The 17,565-nt window shown below is 59.8% G+C and carries 18 protein-coding genes; 3 read left to right on the top strand and 15 right to left on the bottom strand.

Going from position 1 to position 17,565, the window contains the following annotated elements:
- Window positions 1-10 precede the first annotated feature (10 nt).
- From atpA to rpmH, 15 genes are all read right to left on the bottom strand, one after another.
- Complete coding sequence (gene atpA / locus RLO07_RS14425) at window positions 11-1,555, bottom strand: F0F1 ATP synthase subunit alpha (RefSeq protein ID WP_462292832.1); 1,545 nt, start codon at window positions 1,553-1,555, stop codon at window positions 11-13.
- A gap of 16 nt (window positions 1,556-1,571) precedes the next feature.
- The gene (locus tag RLO07_RS14420) at window positions 1,572-2,108 is read right to left on the bottom strand and encodes a F0F1 ATP synthase subunit delta (protein WP_462292831.1); all 537 of its coding nucleotides are present in this window, start codon (window positions 2,106-2,108) and stop codon (window positions 1,572-1,574) included.
- 13 nt (window positions 2,109-2,121) lie between these two features.
- Window positions 2,122-2,592, bottom strand: coding sequence for a F0F1 ATP synthase subunit B (locus tag RLO07_RS14415; RefSeq protein ID WP_462292830.1), 471 nt, complete (start codon window positions 2,590-2,592; stop codon window positions 2,122-2,124).
- A 72-nt stretch (window positions 2,593-2,664) separates the two neighbouring features.
- A complete protein-coding gene (gene atpE / locus RLO07_RS14410) occupies window positions 2,665-2,901 on the bottom strand; it encodes a F0F1 ATP synthase subunit C (protein WP_027949997.1) in 237 nt (78 codons plus the stop codon).
- Window positions 2,902-2,939: 38 nt separating this feature from the next.
- Window positions 2,940-3,818, bottom strand: a complete 879-nt coding sequence (gene atpB / locus RLO07_RS14405) for a F0F1 ATP synthase subunit A (protein WP_462292829.1) — start codon at window positions 3,816-3,818, stop codon at window positions 2,940-2,942.
- Window positions 3,819-3,853: 35 nt separating this feature from the next.
- Entirely contained in the window at window positions 3,854-4,243 is a 390-nt protein-coding gene (locus RLO07_RS14400; protein ID WP_462292828.1) for an ATP synthase subunit I, read from the bottom strand.
- Window positions 4,244-4,482: 239 nt separating this feature from the next.
- Window positions 4,483-5,364 (bottom strand): ParB/RepB/Spo0J family partition protein, encoded by an 882-nt coding sequence (locus RLO07_RS14395; RefSeq protein WP_462292827.1) that lies wholly within the window; start codon window positions 5,362-5,364, stop codon window positions 4,483-4,485.
- Window positions 5,364-6,179 carry a ParA family protein gene (locus RLO07_RS14390; RefSeq protein ID WP_462292826.1) on the bottom strand — a complete coding sequence of 272 codons (816 nt, stop codon included), beginning with the start codon at window positions 6,177-6,179 and terminating at the stop codon, window positions 5,364-5,366. Before RLO07_RS14390 ends, RLO07_RS14395 begins: the two co-directional genes overlap by 1 nt.
- Window positions 6,180-6,201: 22 nt before the next feature.
- Window positions 6,202-6,855, bottom strand: a complete 654-nt coding sequence (rsmG, locus tag RLO07_RS14385; RefSeq protein WP_462292825.1) for a 16S rRNA (guanine(527)-N(7))-methyltransferase RsmG — start codon at window positions 6,853-6,855, stop codon at window positions 6,202-6,204.
- Window position 6,856: 1 nt separating this feature from the next.
- Window positions 6,857-8,755, bottom strand: coding sequence for a tRNA uridine-5-carboxymethylaminomethyl(34) synthesis enzyme MnmG (mnmG, locus tag RLO07_RS14380; RefSeq protein ID WP_462292824.1), 1,899 nt, complete (start codon window positions 8,753-8,755; stop codon window positions 6,857-6,859).
- 499 nt (window positions 8,756-9,254) lie between these two features.
- Window positions 9,255-10,634, bottom strand: coding sequence for a tRNA uridine-5-carboxymethylaminomethyl(34) synthesis GTPase MnmE (mnmE, locus tag RLO07_RS14375; RefSeq protein WP_462292823.1), 1,380 nt, complete (start codon window positions 10,632-10,634; stop codon window positions 9,255-9,257).
- 43 nt (window positions 10,635-10,677) lie between these two features.
- The gene (yidC, locus tag RLO07_RS14370) at window positions 10,678-12,405 is read right to left on the bottom strand and encodes a membrane protein insertase YidC (RefSeq protein ID WP_462292822.1); all 1,728 of its coding nucleotides are present in this window, start codon (window positions 12,403-12,405) and stop codon (window positions 10,678-10,680) included.
- Between the two features lie 18 nt (window positions 12,406-12,423).
- On the bottom strand, window positions 12,424-12,651 hold the full coding sequence (gene yidD / locus RLO07_RS14365; RefSeq protein WP_462292821.1) for a membrane protein insertion efficiency factor YidD: 228 nt from the start codon (window positions 12,649-12,651) through the stop codon (window positions 12,424-12,426).
- On the bottom strand, window positions 12,651-13,055 hold the full coding sequence (gene rnpA, locus RLO07_RS14360) for a ribonuclease P protein component (protein WP_462292820.1): 405 nt from the start codon (window positions 13,053-13,055) through the stop codon (window positions 12,651-12,653). Before rnpA ends, yidD begins: the two co-directional genes overlap by 1 nt.
- Window positions 13,056-13,070: 15 nt before the next feature.
- On the bottom strand, window positions 13,071-13,205 hold the full coding sequence (rpmH, locus tag RLO07_RS14355; protein WP_462292819.1) for a 50S ribosomal protein L34: 135 nt from the start codon (window positions 13,203-13,205) through the stop codon (window positions 13,071-13,073).
- Window positions 13,206-13,747: 542 nt separating this feature from the next.
- Between rpmH and dnaA the strand changes: the two genes are divergently transcribed.
- Genes dnaA through recF form a run of 3 tightly spaced genes read left to right on the top strand, consistent with a single transcriptional unit; the run spans window position 13,748 to window position 17,549 of the window.
- Window positions 13,748-15,250, top strand: coding sequence for a chromosomal replication initiator protein DnaA (gene dnaA / locus RLO07_RS14350; protein ID WP_462292879.1), 1,503 nt, complete (start codon window positions 13,748-13,750; stop codon window positions 15,248-15,250).
- A gap of 25 nt (window positions 15,251-15,275) precedes the next feature.
- Entirely contained in the window at window positions 15,276-16,382 is a 1,107-nt protein-coding gene (dnaN, locus tag RLO07_RS14345; protein ID WP_462292818.1) for a DNA polymerase III subunit beta, read from the top strand.
- Window positions 16,383-16,391: 9 nt separating this feature from the next.
- Entirely contained in the window at window positions 16,392-17,549 is a 1,158-nt protein-coding gene (gene recF / locus RLO07_RS14340; RefSeq protein WP_462292817.1) for a DNA replication/repair protein RecF, read from the top strand.
- Window positions 17,550-17,565 lie beyond the last annotated feature (16 nt).

Here is a 17,565-nt window from a genome sequence, read left to right as displayed (position 1 = left end):
TTCCTCGGGCTTACCAGGTTTGCGTGGCTTTGAACTTCTCCAACGCTGCTTTGAAACTCGCCCCGATGTCGTCGCTGTAATCACCGGTCTCGACGATGGTCTTCATCAGATCGCCGTGCTCCGCATGCATGTAGGACAGCAGTGCGGTTTCAAAGTCACCGATCTTGTCGACTTCGACGTCACGCAGGAAACCTTCGTTGGCCGCGTACAGCACGATACCCATCTCGGCGATGCTGAGGGGGGCGTACTGGCCCTGCTTCATCAGCTCGGTAACGCGAGCGCCCTGGTCCAGCTGGGCCTTGGTGGCTTCGTCCAGGTCAGAGGCGAACTGGGAGAATGCCGCCAGTTCACGGTACTGGGCCAGCGCGGTACGGATGCCGCCAGACAGCTTCTTGATGATCTTGGTCTGGGCCGCACCACCCACCCGGGACACGGAGATACCGGCATTCATCGCCGGGCGGATGCCGGCATTGAACATGTCCGCTTCCAGGAAGATCTGGCCATCGGTGATGGAGATCACGTTGGTCGGTACGAAAGCGGAAACGTCACCGGCCTGGGTCTCGATCACCGGCAGGGCGGTCAGCGAACCGGTCTTGCCCTTCACTTCGCCCTTGGTGAACTCCTCGACATAGGCGGCGTTGACCCGGGCCGCGCGCTCCAGCAGGCGGGAGTGCAGGTAGAAGACGTCACCGGGGTACGCTTCGCGGCCCGGAGGACGGCGCAGCAGCAGGGAGATCTGGCGATAGGCCCAGGCCTGCTTGGTCAGGTCGTCATAGATGATCAGGGCGTCTTCGCCGCGGTCGCGGTAGTACTCGCCCATGGTGCAGCCGGCAAACGGGGCCAGGTACTGCATGGCCGCCGGATCAGACGCCGTGGCCGCAACCACGATGGTATGTTCCATGGCACCGTGTTCTTCCAGCTTGCGCACCACTGCGGCGACCGAAGACGCCTTCTGGCCAATGGCGACGTAGATGCACTTGATGCCGGTGCCCTTCTGGTTGATGATCGCGTCCACAGCGATGGCGGTCTTGCCCACCTGGCGATCGCCGATAATCAGTTCGCGCTGGCCGCGGCCGATCGGCACCATGGCGTCGATGGCCTTGAGCCCGATCTGCACCGGTTGATCAACCGACTGGCGGGCAATAACACCCGGGGCAACCTTTTCCAGCGCGTCGGTCATGGCAGCGTTGATGGCGCCCTTGCCGTCGATCGGAGTGCCCAGGGCATCAACGACGCGACCCTGCAGTTCGGGGCCGACGGGCACTTCCAGAATGCGGCCGGTGCAACGGCAGGACTGACCTTCGGCGATACTCTTGTAGTCCCCCAGGACCACTGCACCGACCGAGTCGCGCTCAAGGTTCAGCGCCATCCCGAAAATGCCGCCCTCGAATTCGATCATCTCCCCGTACATGACGTCGGTGAGGCCGTAAATACGGATAATGCCGTCGCTGACCGACACCACGGTGCCTTCATTACGCGCTTCAGAAGAGACATCAAGCTGGTCGATGCGCTGCTTGATCATCTCGCTGATTTCTGACGGATTCAGTTGCTGCATGCTCTGTTCCTCAATCCTACGAATTCATCGCCGTCGCCAGCTTGTTCAGCCGACCACGCACGGAACCATCGATCACCAGATCGCCGGCTCTTATTAACACACCACCCAACAGGCTTGCGTCGGTCGTGTTGTGCACGTTCACTTCCCGTTCCAGGCGCTTGCCCAGTGCAGCCGCCAGCTTCTGGGTCATTGCATCCTCGAGTTCAAAGGCGGACACCACTTCCACATCCACCGATTTCTCGAAGTTGGCCTTGTAACCGGCAAACAGCACTGCAATCTGGGGCAACAGGCTCAGGCGGTTGTTTTCAGCCAGCACTGCCAGGAAGTTGCGGACCGATTCGCCGATAACATCGCCACACACATCTGCCAGTATGCTGGCCAGCTCCTCCCCGCTCCTGGAGGGATCCCGCAGCAGCGCCTGCACTCGACTGTCAGACGCCACAGCGGCAGCAGTCTGCAGCTGTGCATGCCAATCGCCCAGGGTCTTGCTGTCGCGGGCATATTCGAAGGCCGCCCTGGCATAGGGGCGAGCCAGTGTGGTCAGTTCCGCCATAAGGTCCTCACCATCAGAGCTCTGCAGCCAGTTTGTTGACCAGGTCAGCGTGTGCATCGTGGTCGATCGTGGCACCCAGCACCTTCTCGGCGCCGGCCAGGGACAGGGCCGCAACCTGTGACCGCAGGGTTTCCCGAGCCCGGTTGGTTTCCTGCTCGATCTCCGCTCGCGCCGAAGCTTTCACCCGTTCCGCCTCGACCATGGCCGCGGCCTTGGCTTCATCGACGATCTGGTTGGCACGCTTGTTGGCGGAATCGACGATGCCGGAGGCTTCATGCTTCGCTTCCTTCAGGCGCTCGAGGGCCTTTTCCTGCGCCAGCTCGAGATCATGACTGGCGCGGTCGGCTGCAGCCAGGCCGTCTGCAATTTTCTTTTCGCGCTCATGCATGGCCGCGATAATCGGCGGCCAGACAAACTTCATGCAGAACCACACGAAGCCAAAGAAGGCGATTACCTGTCCGATAAGCGTAAGGTTGATGTTCACGCCGTACTCCTCACAGATATGAAGGGGCGGCCAGTACGGCGGCCCCGCTCACGATGGTGTTGCAGGGCTTGCTCAGGCCATACCGGGTGCAACAACGAAGATCAGGTACATGGCCAGACCAACGCCGATGATCGGAATCGCGTCTACCAGGCCAGCGCCCAGAAAGAAGGTCACCTGCAGCTTGGGGGCCAGTTCGGGCTGGCGGGCAGAGCCTTCGATGAGCTTGCCGCCCAGCATGCCGATGCCAATCGCGGCGCCCAGACCACCGAGGCTGATCATAATTGCGGCAGCAATAAGAACTAATTCCATGATTTTCTCCTAGCGTTAATGAGCAAAGTTAAAGTGAATCAGTGGTCTTCGTGGGCCATGCTGAGATACACGATCGTCAGCACCATGAAGATAAAAGCCTGCAGGGTGATTACCAGAATATGGAAAATCGCCCAACCAATCTGCAGGAAGCCGGCAGGCACCATCCAGGCCAGACCGGCACTGAACAGGGCAGCAATCAGGATAAAGATCATCTCGCCGGCGTACATGTTGCCGAACAGACGCAGTGCAAGGGAAAAAGGCTTGGCCAGCAGGCCCACAATCTCCATGAACAGGTTCACGGGGATGAAAAGCGGATGGTTGAAGGGGTTGAGCGCCAGCTCTTTGGCAAACCCGAAGCCCTTGACCTTGATCGAGTAATACAGGATCAGGATCAGCACGCCTATGGACATGCCAAATGTGATGTTGGGATCCGTCGAGGGGACTATCTTGTGGTATTCGACTCCGAGCAGCATCATCAGCTCGGGCACGATGTCCACCGGCACCAGATCCATCAGGTTCATCAGGAAAATCCAGACGAAGATGGTCAGCGACAGGGGTGCAATCAGCGGATTGCGGCCATGAAAGGTGTCGCGGACTGTGTTGTCGACAAACTGGACGATCATTTCAATTGCATTGACGAAGCCGCTGGGGACGCCGGAGGAAGCCTTTCTGGCGACACTGTAGAACATCCAGCTGAAAACGATGCCAAGGCCGATGGACCAGGCCATGGAGTCGACGTGAATCGCGGTAAAGCCCATGGCGGCGGCTTCGGCACCGCCGTGCGCCATCACCCAGGCGCCGCCGTCGCCGATAACGGAGCCGTCATAGCGTTCGTACCCTTCCGGCAACTTGCCATAGGTCAGGTTGGTCAGGTGGTGGACAATGTAATCTGAAACGGTCTGGGTTTCGCCTGCCATCGATCACAACTCTTGTTACGGTTCGTTTCTGCGAGCTACGTTTTCAACAGCAGCCAGCTTCCTGTCATTTGTACCGCCAACATGGCGATGTACCCGCCAAACACGGCGACCGGGGCTATCGGTCTCAGCAGGGCGAACACCGCGGCGAACCCCGCCACGCTCAAGAGGAACTTCCCGATTGCTCCACCCAGTGCCGAACGCGCCAATTCCGGCGCCGACTGCGCTCCCCTTGAGCGAAACAGTCTTGCGGCAAACCACGCCTGCGGCGTCACCGCCACAGCCCCTCCACACAGGACCGACAATGCCATCGTCTGGTCCAGGGCCAGCCACACCAACAGGCATAGGGGAACAAGCGTGGCCAGTTGAGCCAGGGTTACGCGGTGGATCGGGGGGACCGGTATCGTGTTCACTTTCTCGCGAACCACAGGCCGGGCCTCTCGCCATTCGCCACGCGACAGTTCCTCGTTTTGGGCGGCGGCATTATAGGAGTATTACCGAACAGGTTCAACCACAGCCGGGGGTAACCACTGTCGAAATTTCGCTGTAGTTGCCGGCAAGATTGCGACATATTCACCAATTTTGGAGCACTGGGCGGGATTTTTCACAGTATCTGGTAGTCGTTTTACAGCAGACCACTAGATGCTGTGGTAACCACCAACCGACACTATTTAATATGGCCGAGGATGCCGTCCAGTTCATCCAGACTGTTGTAGCTCAGCACCAGCTTGCCCTTGCCTTTGGCTGTGTGCTGGATCTGGACCCTGGCGCCCAGTTTCCGCGACAGATCGTCCTGCAGCTGGCGGATATTCGGATCCAGCTGCGCCGGCGCCGGGGCGGAGGCTTCCTGCCGCTCCTGCAGATTGCGTACCAGGGCTTCCGTCTGCCGTACCGACATGCCCTTGCCGACCACCGTGCGCGCCGCCTGCGACTGCTGCATGCCGTCCAGGGCAAGCAGCGCCCGGGCGTGGCCCATCTCCAGGTCCCCGCGCTCCAACAGCAGGCGCACGTCGTCCTGCAGCGACATCAACCGCAGCAGGTTGGCGATGGTTGACCGCGACTTGCCCACTGCGTCGGCGACTTCCTGCTGGGTCAGTTCAAACTCCTGCTGCAGGCGCTGCAGGGATACCGCCTCCTCGATGGGGTTGAGATCTTCCCGCTGGATGTTTTCAATCAGGGCCATCGCGATCGCCGACTCGTCACTGACGTCGCGGATAACCGCCGGCACCTGGTCCAGCCCGGCGAGTTGAGCGGCGCGCCAGCGGCGCTCGCCGGCAATGATCTCGTACTTGCGGTCGGAAATCGGCCGCACCACGATGGGTTGCATGATGCCCTGGGCACGAATGCTCTCGGCCAGCTCCTGCAGGGACTCCGGATCGATATCGCGCCGCGGCTGGTACTTGCCGCGCTGGACGAGGTCGACAGGGATTTCTTTCAGTATCTGCTGTTCAGCAGAGCCTTCCGGCACAGCGCCTGGTGTCCGGCTGGATTCACCTGCTCCCAGCAGCGCATCCAGGCCACGGCCCAGGCCTTTTTTTCTTGCCGACATCACCCTCTCTCCTGATCAACTGCCAGCTCGCTGGCAGGAACGTACTGGCGTTTTTCTTCGCGACGGATAATTTCACCGGCGAGTGCCATGTAGGCCTTGGCGCCCCGGGAATAGCGATCATAGTACATCGCCGGGAGCCCGTGGCTCGGAGCTTCGGCCAAACGCACATTGCGCGGGATGACCGTGCGATAGACAGCGTCGCCAAAGTGCCGGTGCAACTGGGTGGAAACCTCATTGGTGAGACTGTTGCGGGGATCATACATGGTGCGCAGGATTCCCTCGATCTGCAGCTCCCGGTTCACGGACTCGCCGATCCGCCGGATGGTACTGATGAGGGCGGACAGGCCCTCCAGGGCAAAGTACTCGCACTGCATCGCTATCAGCACGCCGTCTGCCGCTACCAGGGCGTTCAGGGTGAGCATGTTCAGGGATGGGGGGCAATCAATCAGAATGTAGTCGTAGCGGTCACCGAGTTCCCGCAGGGCCACCTCGAGACGCCGCTCCCGATGCTCGAGTCCAATCAGCTCGACTTCCGCCGCGGTGAGATCGCTGTTGGCTGGGAGCACATCGAACTCCCCTTCCGGAACGCGCTGGGTGATCAGGTGTGCCGGCGCCCGGTGCACCAGCACATCGTAGACACTGCGTTCAACCGCATGCTTGTCCACCCCGCTGCCCATGGTAGCGTTGCCCTGGGGGTCGAGATCCACCAGCAACACGCGTTTTTTCATGGCCGCAAGGGATGCGGCGAGGTTCACACAGCTGGTGGTTTTACCGACCCCACCTTTCTGGTTTGCAATTGCAAGAATTCTGGCCAAAACACTTTCCCCGGTTGATCAGCTAGTGCGGGTTGAGGATATCAGTGGCGGCGAGGGAAAGCTCCACCAGATGGCGTTGTTCATCCAGCCCGGGTACCGACAACGGGTGCACGCCCTGCACCCGGTAGTCCCCCGCCAGGGCTGCAATCTCGTCATCGGGGCAAGCGCCTTTCATGGCAAGGAGTACGCCTTGCGGCTGCAGCAGATGCCGGGTGGCGGCGACCATGTCCGCCAGCGAGGCAAACGCCCGGGACAGCACCACATCGAAACGCCGCACTGGCCTGAAAGCCTCTACCCGAGTCTGATGAATGGTGATATTGGGCAGTGCCAGCCCGGTTTTCACCTGAAACAGAAACCGGGTTTTCTTGCCATTGCTGTCAAGCAGGTGAAACTCCCGTTCCGGAAACATGATCGCCAGCGGGACCCCGGGCAGTCCGGCACCGGTGCCGACATCGATGCAAAAAGAGCCATGCAGCCAGGGCGCTACCGCCAGGCTGTCGAGCAGATGGCGGGTAACCATGGCGGCGGGGTCGCGGACCGCCGTCAGGTTGTAAGCCTGGTTCCACTTGCACAACAGGGCCAGGTAGGCCAGCAATTGTGCCTGCTGCTGTGAACTGACAGCGAGACCGAGTGCAGTGGTTCCCCGGGACAGCAGAGTGTCTAGTTCAGCGTCCAAATCAGGCAGATTTGCGGTCGGTTGCGCGGTCCAGTGCACCGCGCTTTTTCAGGTAGATCAGCAACAGTGACACCGCGGCCGGGGTAACACCGGGGATACGCCCCGCTCGGGCAAGGGTATCGGGACGGGCCTCGCTCAGTTTCTGCCGCACTTCGTGGGACAGCCCATCGACCGCAGCGTAATCCAGGGAAGCGGGCAACACCGTGTTTTCATGCCGGCGCAGGCGCGCGACCTCCTCCTGCTGGCGGTCGATATAGCCCGCATACTTGGCCTGGATCTCGACCTGTTCGGCCGCCTGCGGGTCAGCCAGGGCCTCGCCCTTCAGCCCGGCGATGTCGCCATAATTGATTCCCGGGCGTTTCAGCAGATCGGCCAGCGAATACTCCCGCGTGAGCGGGGCATTGAGCTTTGGTTCCAGGGCCGCGGCTTCCGGGGTCGACGGGTGCACCCAGGTGCTGGCCAGGCGGCGGGTTTCCTGTTCAATCGCATCGCGTTTGCGGGCAAAGCGCTCCCAGCGCGCAGCGTCCACCAGCCCCAGTTCCCGGCCTTTGGTGGTCAGGCGCAGGTCGGCATTGTCTTCCCGCAGCAGTAGCCGGTATTCAGCGCGCGAGGTAAACATGCGATAGGGCTCGCGGGTACCCATGGTGATGAGATCGTCCACGAGCACACCGATATAGGCCTCATCCCTGCGCGGGCACCAGGGCTCACTGCCCCGCACCGCCAGCGCGGCGTTCAGGCCCGCAAGCAAGCCCTGTGCCGCCGCTTCCTCGTAACCCGTGGTGCCATTGATCTGGCCAGCGAAGTAGAGGCCGGGCACGGCGCGGGTCTGCAGCGAGTAGTCCAGGTCGCGAGGGTCGAAGAAATCGTACTCGATGGCGTACCCGGGGCGGGTAATGTGGGCACTCTCGAACCCGCGGATGGAGCGCACCAGAGCGTACTGGACATCGAACGGCAGGCTGGTGGAAATGCCATTCGGGTACAGCTCGCTGGTGGTAAGCCCCTCCGGCTCCACGAATATCTGGTGCGAAGTCTTGTCGGCGAAGCGGTGAATCTTGTCTTCGATACTTGGGCAGTAGCGCGGCCCGATACCTTCGATCACCCCCGAATACATGGGCGACCGGTCCAGGCCGCCGCGGATAATATCGTGGGTGGCAGCGTTGGTATGGGTAATCCAGCAGCAGCGCTGTTGCGGGCGCTGTTCAGGGCTGCCGAGGAACGACATCGACGGCGCATCGTGGTCGCCCCACTGTTCCTGCAGCTGGCTGAAATCGACGCTGCGCGCGTCGATGCGCGGCGGGGTGCCGGTTTTCAACCGTTCCACCCGCAGTGGCAACTGCCGCAGTCTCTGGGCCAGGGCTATCGAGGGAGGATCCCCGGCGCGGCCTCCGGCGCTGTTCTCGAGGCCAATGTGAATCTTGCCACCGAGGAAAGTACCTGTAGTCAAGACCACCGTCGGTGCCCGAAATACCAGGCCCATCTGGGTAATCGCACCGGCTACGCGGCCATTTTTGATCAGCAGGTCGTCCACCGGCTGCTGGAAAATGGACAGGTTGGGCTCGGATTCCAGTATTTCGCGGATGGCGTTGCGATACAGAACCCGATCCGCCTGGGCGCGAGTGGCCCTGACCGCGGGACCTTTGCGCGCATTGAGGACGCGAAACTGGATACCGGCACGGTCAGTGGCGCGAGCCATGGCGCCGCCAAGCGCATCCACTTCTCGCACCAGGTGGCTTTTGCCAATACCGCCAATGGCGGGGTTACAGGACATCTGGCCCAGGGTATCGACACTGTGGGTCAGGAGCAGGGTGCGGCAGCCCATGCGCGCGGCGGCCAGGCATGCCTCGGTCCCGGCGTGGCCACCGCCGATAACGATCACATCATATTTTTGCTGGTATTCCACGCCTGCCCGCCTCTGCTTGGCCCCGGGTAGAGTCGACCGGGTGGCGGATTATACGGCCGCAATGGCACTTGTTCAAAATTTGTTCCGGCATTTGACTGCCTGTCGGTGGATTATCTGCATCCCGTTCCAGGCAGGTCTTGCAGTCAGGTATTACTTATTTCTTGTATAGAGAGATATATAATTAATGTTATTACTAATGGGCTTGCGGAGTTCTGTGAGTATCCGTATTTTAATCAACAAAATCAATATCTTGTGGATGGCACAACCCTGCTGAAAAGCCCTGTTCCTGACGCCCGCAAACGGTGTGCGGGCTGGGGAGGGAATTCCAGGATACTGCGCCCGCTCGCCCCGATGGCTGAGTTATCCCATTGTCAACGGAGTGCTGCACACACGGCTATCCACAGTGTTATGCAGATGTGGGCTTGTGCACAGTGGATTGGGGATAAGCGGTGCGGCTGCAGCGGGCAACCTGTGTGCAGGGTGTGATCAGTGAGTTTGGCTATTTACCGATGCAGAAACTGGAAAAAATTTCACCGAGCAGTTCATCGCTGCTGATTTTTCCGGTGATTGCTCCCAGCGCTTCGTGACAGGCCCTGAGATCTTCCGCCAGTAATTCTCCAGCTCCGGCTTCTTCAAGCTGGAGCCGGCCATTCGCCAGAAAATCGGCTGCCTGCTGCAGTGCCTGCAGGTGACGGCGCCTGGCGCTGAAGGTGCCGCTATCGCCTTCGTGGTAGCCCATGCTGTCCTTGAGGTGTTGTCGCAGCAGATCAAGGCCGTGTCCCTGTTTTGCGGACAGCCGGATTACTGTGTCCTTACCCACTTGCTGCAGAGCTGGTGGCAGCGCCGCCAGGTCACACTTGTTGTGAATGACGGTGACAGGGATGGTCCCTGGCAGGCTACCTGCTTCTGTTGGCCACAGCTCGGACGGAGCTGCCTGCAAATCCTCATGCGTCATGTCCAGCACCAGTAAAACCCGGTCCGCGCTGGCAATTTCGGCCTGGGCACGGCGTATTCCCTCCTGTTCGACGGCGTCGTTGCTGTCGCGCAGGCCCGCGGTGTCGACAATGTGCAGGGGCATGCCGTCGAGCTGGATATACTCCCTCAGTACGTCGCGGGTAGTGCCGGCAACCGGTGTGACTATGGCGGTATCCTGTCCGGCCAGGGCATTCAGCAGACTTGATTTACCGGCATTGGGCCGCCCCGCAATCACCACTTTCATACCTTCCCGCAAAAGGCTGCCCTGGCGGGCACTGTCGAGGACGCCCTGCAACCGCTGGATCAATACCTGCAGTTCGCCAGCAACTCGGCCATCGGCGAGGAAATCAATTTCCTCTTCAGGGAAGTCGATGGCAGCTTCGACATAGATTCGCAGCCTGGTCACCTCCTCTACCAGCTCATTCACCAGACGCGAGAATTCGCCCTGTAGCGAGCGGTGCGCATTGCGTGCTGCCTGTTCCGTGGTGCTGTTGATGAGGTCGGCTATGGCTTCGGCCTGGGTCAGATCCAGCTTGTCGTTGAGATAGGCCCGCTCGGAGAACTCCCCAGGTCGGGCCTGGCGGGCACCCGCCGCAAGGCAAGCGCGAAGCAGGAGGTCCAAAATGACAGGTCCGCCGTGGCCCTGGAGTTCCACCACATCTTCTCCGGTGAAGGAGCGAGGGCCGGGAAAGTACAGGCTGATGCCGGTATCGAGAGCGTCACCTGCAGCGTCGCGAAAGGTACAGAAGTGGGCGTGTCGGGGCCGCAGTGTGGTGCTGGCAATGCCTTCGGCAATGGATCTGGCAGCGGAACCGGACAAGCGAATGATGCCAATGCCGCCGCGGCCGGGGGCGGTCGCGACGGCAGCGATGGTATCGTCATCCATGCCGAGTGTAGAAATCATGGTGCCAGTATAGGCTGGCCCGGGTTGGCGGCATACCGCGGTGTCAGGCTCCGGGCTTGGCGGCCCCCTTCTCGATCTGTTTCGTGATCAGGTACTGCTGGGCCATCGACAGCAGGTTGTTGACCACCCAGTACAGCACCAGCCCTGCCGGGAACCAGAGGAAAAAGAAGGTAAAGATGACAGGCAGCCATTGCATGATCTTGGCCTGCATCGGATCCGGTGGTGGCGGGTTGAGTTTTTGCATGAACCACATGCTGGCCCCCATCAACAATGGCAGCACGAAGTAGGGGTCCATGACCGAGAGATCATCGATCCAGAGCGCAAACGGTGCATGGCGCAGCTCCACACTCTCCATCAGCACCCAGTACAAGGCGATGAACACGGGCATTTGCACGAGAATGGGCAGGCAGCCGCCCATCGGGTTGATCTTTTCCTTTTTGTACAGCTCCATCATGGCCTGGGACTGCTTGGTTTTGTCATCCGCATGCTGCTCGCGGATATCCTGCATTTTCGGCGCCACCCTGCGCATATTGGCCATGGACCGGTAACTGGTGGCGGACAGCTTGAAGAAAGCGGTTTTGATCAGCACCGTGAGCGCAATAATGGCTACACCCCAATTTCCCACCAGGCTCTGGATTTTGGTCAGCAACCAGAACAACGGCTGTGCAATCCACCACAGCCAGCCGTAGTCGACACTGAGTTCCAGATAGGGCGATATCTCCTGCAGCCGATACTGGTCCTTCGGCCCGGCGTAGAAACTGGCCCCCACGGAGCCCTGTTGGCCCGGGTCCAGGACCAGGGCGGGGCTGGTAAAGCCGGCGATGTTGAAGCCGCTGGAGGTGACCCGGGTACTGTAGGTGTGGCTCTGCTCGGGATTCGGTATCCAGGCACTGAGGAAATAGTGCTGGATCATGGCAATCCACCCGCCCGGCAATTGCTTGCGGAAGGGGTCTTCGCGCATGTCCTTGAAACTGAACTTGGTGAAGCGCTCGTCGGGCTGGGTGATGGCGGCGCCGAGAAACGGTTGCAGGCCCATGCCGCTGGAATCCGCAGTGGGGTCCTTGCTGCTGTCGCGTTTGATTTGCCCGAACAGGTTGCCCTGCCAGCGCTCGCTACTCTGGTTTTCGATGATGTAGCTGACGTCCATCAGGTAATCACCGCGGCGCAGCGTGAAACGTTTGCTGACATCGATACCGTTCGATCCCTGCCAGTGGAGGTCGACAACCAAGGTGTCTTGCCCCGGGGTGAGTTCATAGTGTTGTTTGCTGGCGGTGAAGCGGGCTCTGGCATCACTGTCGATCCCGTCGGGTCCTATCAGGCCGCTCTGGGCAACGTAGGTGCGGCGGTCATTTTGCTCCAGCAGGACAAAAGGCTGGTCCGGTTGGTCGATGTCTTCCAAATGCTCGGGCAACGCCAGTTCGATGATGTCGCCGCCAACGAGATCAATGGCCAGCTCCAGTACATCCGTGCGAACCAGGACAATGCGCTGGTCCGGGGTGTCTGTCGAACCGGGACTGGCAATCGGTTCTTCGTCTGCAGATTGCGGTGCCTTGGGCAGGTCCTCGTTGTCGACGGCGGCAACTGCCGGACTGTCGAGCGCGGGCAGTTCAGGTACCGGCGCAGTAACACTGCCATCGGCGCCATTCAGCAACCGCGTAGCGGTCGGCTGGGACGCTGTGGTTTTTTCGTCCTTGAAAGCCACCCATTCGGTCAACAGCATGAATGACAGCAGGGCGAAGGCGCCGATCAACAAAGTACGTTGCAAATCCATAATAGGTGGTCAGCTTTGTCAGTGAGTGTGTTTGCAGGGTGGTACCGGGTCGACTCCACCTTCGTGCCATGGATGGCACTTGCCGATGCGACGCAGTGTCAGGTAGCTGCCCTTGAGGATCCCGTGCAGGGCAATGGCATCCTGGGCATAGTGGGAGCAGCTGGGGTAGAAACGGCAATTGTCCCCGAGGAAGGGACTTACGGTGTAGCGATACAGAGAGATGATGGAGATGAGGAGCTTGCGCATCAGTTGCCTCGCGTTTGCGGGGTTCTGGCAGCATTGCGGGCCAGCTTCTGCCATTGTTCCCCCAGGGCTGCGAACAGCGCGGTGTTGTCTAGTCCGTCCAGACCCCGACGAGCCAGCAGGACAACGTCCAGCGGTGGGTCTGCCGGGGGCAGCTGCCGGAACAATTCGCGGGCAACGCGCTTGATCCGGTTGCGTTGTACGGCCTTGCGCACGTTTTTCTTGGCAATGACCAGGCCCAGCCGGGATTGCGGATGGTCAGTGATCCGCGCCAGCAGCAGCAGGTTTCGGTGCGATACCTTGACGGCGGCATCATCGAACACTGCCCGGTACTGGCTTGCTGTGAGCAGGCGCCTGGACTTGCCAAAGGAGGCGGAAGTCCTGTCGCGGTCAGCGATGGCGCCCACGCAGCAAACAGCTCATCAGGCGGCGAGGCGCTTGCGACCCTTTGCCCGCCGGCGGCTCAGGACCAGACGGCCGTTCTTGGTAGCCATCCGCGAGCGAAAACCGTGGGTGCGCTTGCGCTTGATGACGCTGGGCTGGAAGGTTCTTTTCATGACTTGAATCCAATAGTGGGTAATAAATAGAAGGCAGAGACTTCTCTTCGCTCCATGATGCTCGCGTGGGCGGAAAAGTAAGACTGCAAAAAAGGTTGGGTATTCTAGAGAAACGCCGGGCGTAATTCAATGCGTGCGCGGCTCTTTATTTGCCTTTCCGGGGCGGGACCGGGGACCGCATCGGGGACCCTCGCGGGGGGGCTGGCGAGCGCGGGTCAAAAGCCAGCAGTGGTGCGGGTTGTGACCATCAACACACATGTTCCCCAAAAGATATAAACAGGTTATACACAGAAAAACAAACCGCCGTATATTTTCTGTTTGGGTGGTTAGAAAACGTTCAAAAATGTTCCAACCTATTGAATTAAAAAGATAAAACATCTTGTATTAAATTCGCCAGAGGTGTGGATAACTCGCCGCAAGGGGAGTATGATCAGCGCACCGGCCAGCAGAAAACCGGGTTGCTAACAGGATACAATGTTCGCGGGTCAACAAATCGTTTTGCAAGCAGGGCCAGAGTTATCGAGGGTCCCAAGGGGAAGGTTTTGCCTGATGTAGTATGGCAGCAATGCGTGAGCAGGCTTCAGGATGAATTGCCCTCGCAGCAATTCAACACCTGGATTCGTCCGCTGCAGGCGAGCCAGAGTGGACAGCAGCTCACATTGTTTGCCCCCAACCGCTTTATCAAGGATTTCGTCAACGACAAGTTTGCGCCACGTATCCACCAGTTGCTGCGGGAGCTTGACAGCGGCGCCTCGCTGAACCTGGTGCTGGAAATCGGCACTGTGCAGGGTGCCGAAGTGAGCAGTCAAAGTCGCCAGCGTTCGGTCTCTCAGGGCTACACAGCGTCAATGGCGCCCGCGGTCTCGGGCTACGCGGTAAGCGGCAGCAACATTGCCGAGTTGCGGCCAGCCGCTCCGGTGCAGGCCGTGCCTTCGGTCATGCCCAATCGTGAACGCTTTGCCGGTTCCGCAGCGGGTCGCGAAGCACTGCAGCAGCGGTCCAGGGCTGCGGACGAGCCGGGGCAACAACACCATCTGGTAGATCACTACACATTCGACAATTTCGTGGAGGGCAAGTCGAACCAGTTGGCATTGGCGGCTGCGCGGCAGGTCGCCGAGAATCCGGGTGAGTCCTACAATCCCCTGTTTCTCTACGGCGGCGTGGGCCTTGGCAAGACCCACCTCATGCATGCTGTCGGCAATGCGTTGAAGCAGCAGAATCCGGAAGCCAAGGTGGTTTACCTGCATTCGGAGCGATTCGTGGCCGACATGGTCAAGGCATTGCAGCTCAATGCCATCAGTGATTTCAAGCGCTATTACCGCTCAGTAGACGCTCTGCTGATCGACGATATCCAGTTTTTCGCGAAGAAAGATCGCTCGCAGGAAGAATTTTTCCACACGTTTAATGCCTTGCTTGAGGGCGGGCAGCAAATGATCCTCACCTGCGACCGGTATCCGAAGGAAATCGATGGCCTCGAAGAGCGCTTGAAATCCCGGTTTGGCTGGGGCCTGACGGTCGCGGTGGAGCCTCCGGAACTCGAGACCCGGGTGGCGATTCTGATGAACAAGGCCGGCCAGGCGAGGATTGACCTGCCGCCGGATGCGGCCTTTTTTATTGCGCAACGGATTCGGTCCAACGTCCGAGAGCTGGAAGGTGCGCTCAAGAGGGTGATAGCGAGTGCTCACTTCACAGGGAAACCAGTGGATGTAGAGCTGATCAAGGAGAGCCTCAAGGATCTGCTGGCCCTGCAGGACAAGCAGGTCAGCCTTGATAATATCCAGCGGACAGTGGCGGAATACTACAAGATCAAGGTGGCGGATCTGATGTCGCGCCGACGCAGCCGCTCGGTCGCCCGGCCTCGTCAGGTCGCCATGGCTTTGGCCAAGGAGTTGACCAACCATAGTTTGCCGGAAATTGGGGACAGCTTTGGTGGCAGAGACCACACGACAGTGTTGCATGCATGCCGTAAAATAAAGGAGCTTCGCGAAACCAATTCCGATATTCGGGAAGACTACAAAAATTTGCTGCGCTCGCTGACGACGTAGGCGCGTATGGAAGGAACCTGGATCTATGAAGTTCTCGATTTCACGGGATGCATTGCTGAGGCCGCTCAACCTGGTGGCGGGGGTGGTAGAGCGGCGCCAGACGCTGCCAATCCTGTCCAATGTACTTTTGGTTTTGGAGGGAGACCAGCTCTCCCTCTCGGGTACTGACCTTGAGGTAGAGCTGGTGGGGCGGGTCAAGCTTGCGGAGCCGGCGACCACCCCGGGCGAGGTGACGGTACCGGCGCGCAAACTGGTAGACATCTGCAAGTCGCTACCGGAAGGCAGCGATATCGCCTTCACCGTTGAAGAGAGCAAGGTTACGGTGCGCTCTGGCCGCAGTCGCTTCACCCTGTCCACGCTGCCCGCCCGCGATTTTCCCAGCGTGGAAGAAGGGGCAGGCACGCACCGGTTCACGATCAAGCAGGGCCAGCTCAAGCGCCTGATCGAGCGCACCGGGTTTGCCATGGCGCAGCAGGATGTTCGCTATTACCTCAATGGCATGTTGCTGGAGGTCAAGGGTGGCCGACTGCGCGTGGTTGCGACGGATGGCCACAGGCTGGCGATGTGCACACTTTCCGAACCGATTCCTGTCGAGGAGGACATCCAGGTAATCTTGCCGCGGAAGGGTGTTCTGGAACTCTCCCGCCTGTTGCTGGATGAAGCCGAGGATATTGCCGTTGTTCTCGGGACCAATCACCTGCGCGCAACGACCACCGACTTCACCTTCACATCCAAGCTGGTGGACGGCAAGTTCCCCGATTATGAGCGTGTCCTGCCGCGCGCGGCAGACAAGGTTATTATCGGCTCGCGGCTGGACCTGCGGCAGGCATTTACCCGCACCGCTATCCTGTCCAACGAAAAATACCGCGGCGTTCGGTTGAAGCTGGCGCCGGACGTTATCGAGATCGTTGCCAACAACCCCGAGCAGGAGCAGGCAGAGGAACAGGTTTCTGTCGAGTACCAGGGCGATACAGTGGAGATTGGCTTCAATGTCAGCTATCTGCTGGATGTCCTGGGTGTGCTCAGTGGAGAGAAGGTCAAGCTTTCCATGTCCGACCCAAACAGCAGCGCGCTGCTGGAAGAGTCAGACGATGGCGATTCTCTGTATGTCGTCATGCCAATGCGGCTCTGACGGGGTGTTTTGTTAACCCAACTCCAGATCCACCATATCCGGAACCTGGAGCAGATAACGCTGCAGGATCTGGCGCGCATTAACATTTTTTTTGGCGCCAATGGCAGTGGCAAGACCAGTGTGTTGGAGGCGGTTCACATGCTGGGGATGGCCCGCAGTTTTCGCCAGGGCGCCACTCGCTCCCTGATCACGCATGGCAAACAGGACTGTACGGTATATGGGGCGACCACGCCCTCCGGGAACCGAGGTCGGGTTCCTGTCGCGGTTCAGCGTTCCCTGTCGGGCGAGGTACAGATCAAACTCAGGGGCCAGGCCGTGCGGTCCGTTGCAGAGCTGCTCGAGCATTTACCTCTACAGGTTATCAACGCTGCCAGCTTTGACTTGCTTACCGGAGCCCCATCAGCGCGTCGACAATTTCTCAATTGGGGTGTGTTCCACGTGGAACAACGCTTCTTCGCGGAGTGGCAGAGATTTCAGCGTTGTCTGAAACAGCGCAACAAGCTACTCCGGCATGGTAAACTTGTCCCTTCGGAGTTGTCGGTATGGACTCGTGACCTGGCCGCCAGCGGTGAACGGATCCATGAGTTCCGGCTCCGGTATTTTGAAGCGCTGGCCCCGAGTTTCCGGGCCATTATGGAGCGCCTGGCCCCCTCACTGGGTGGGTTGGAGTTGAGATACCGAAAGGGCTGGGAGAAGTCGCTGAGTTACAGAGAGGCACTCGAGGTCGGGGCCCAAGCGGATATTGAGCAGGGTTACACCCATATTGGACCGCAGCGCGCAGACATCAAGGTCACTGCCAAAGGGTATTCTGCCGCAGAGACACTGTCTCGCGGCCAGCAGAAACTCGTGGTCTGTGGGCTCAAGCTGGCCCAGGGCCAGCTGATGTCTCTCATCCGCGAGGATGTATCAGCGTGTGTGTACCTGGTCGATGACCTGCCTGCGGAACTTGACGCACGTCATTGTGCGCTGGTCTGTGAAGCGCTGGAAGAATTGCAGGCGCAGGTGTTTATTACTTGCGTCGCGAAGTCGGATCTTGAGGGGCTGTGGCCAGCCGGCGTGGCTCCCGCCATGTTCCACGTGGAACATGGCGGTGTGCACTCGGCGGCGATTCCCGAGATTGAGGTTGGGGGTGCCGAGATTGCGACTCGAGAACACCAGGACTTATGAACGGGTTAATTGCCGC

Source organism: Haliea sp. (assembly GCF_040221975.1).
GTDB lineage: Bacteria > Pseudomonadota > Gammaproteobacteria > Pseudomonadales > Halieaceae > Haliea.
The sequence above is the reverse complement of the archived record's forward strand: the minus strand, read 5'-3'. Positions and strand labels throughout refer to the sequence as shown.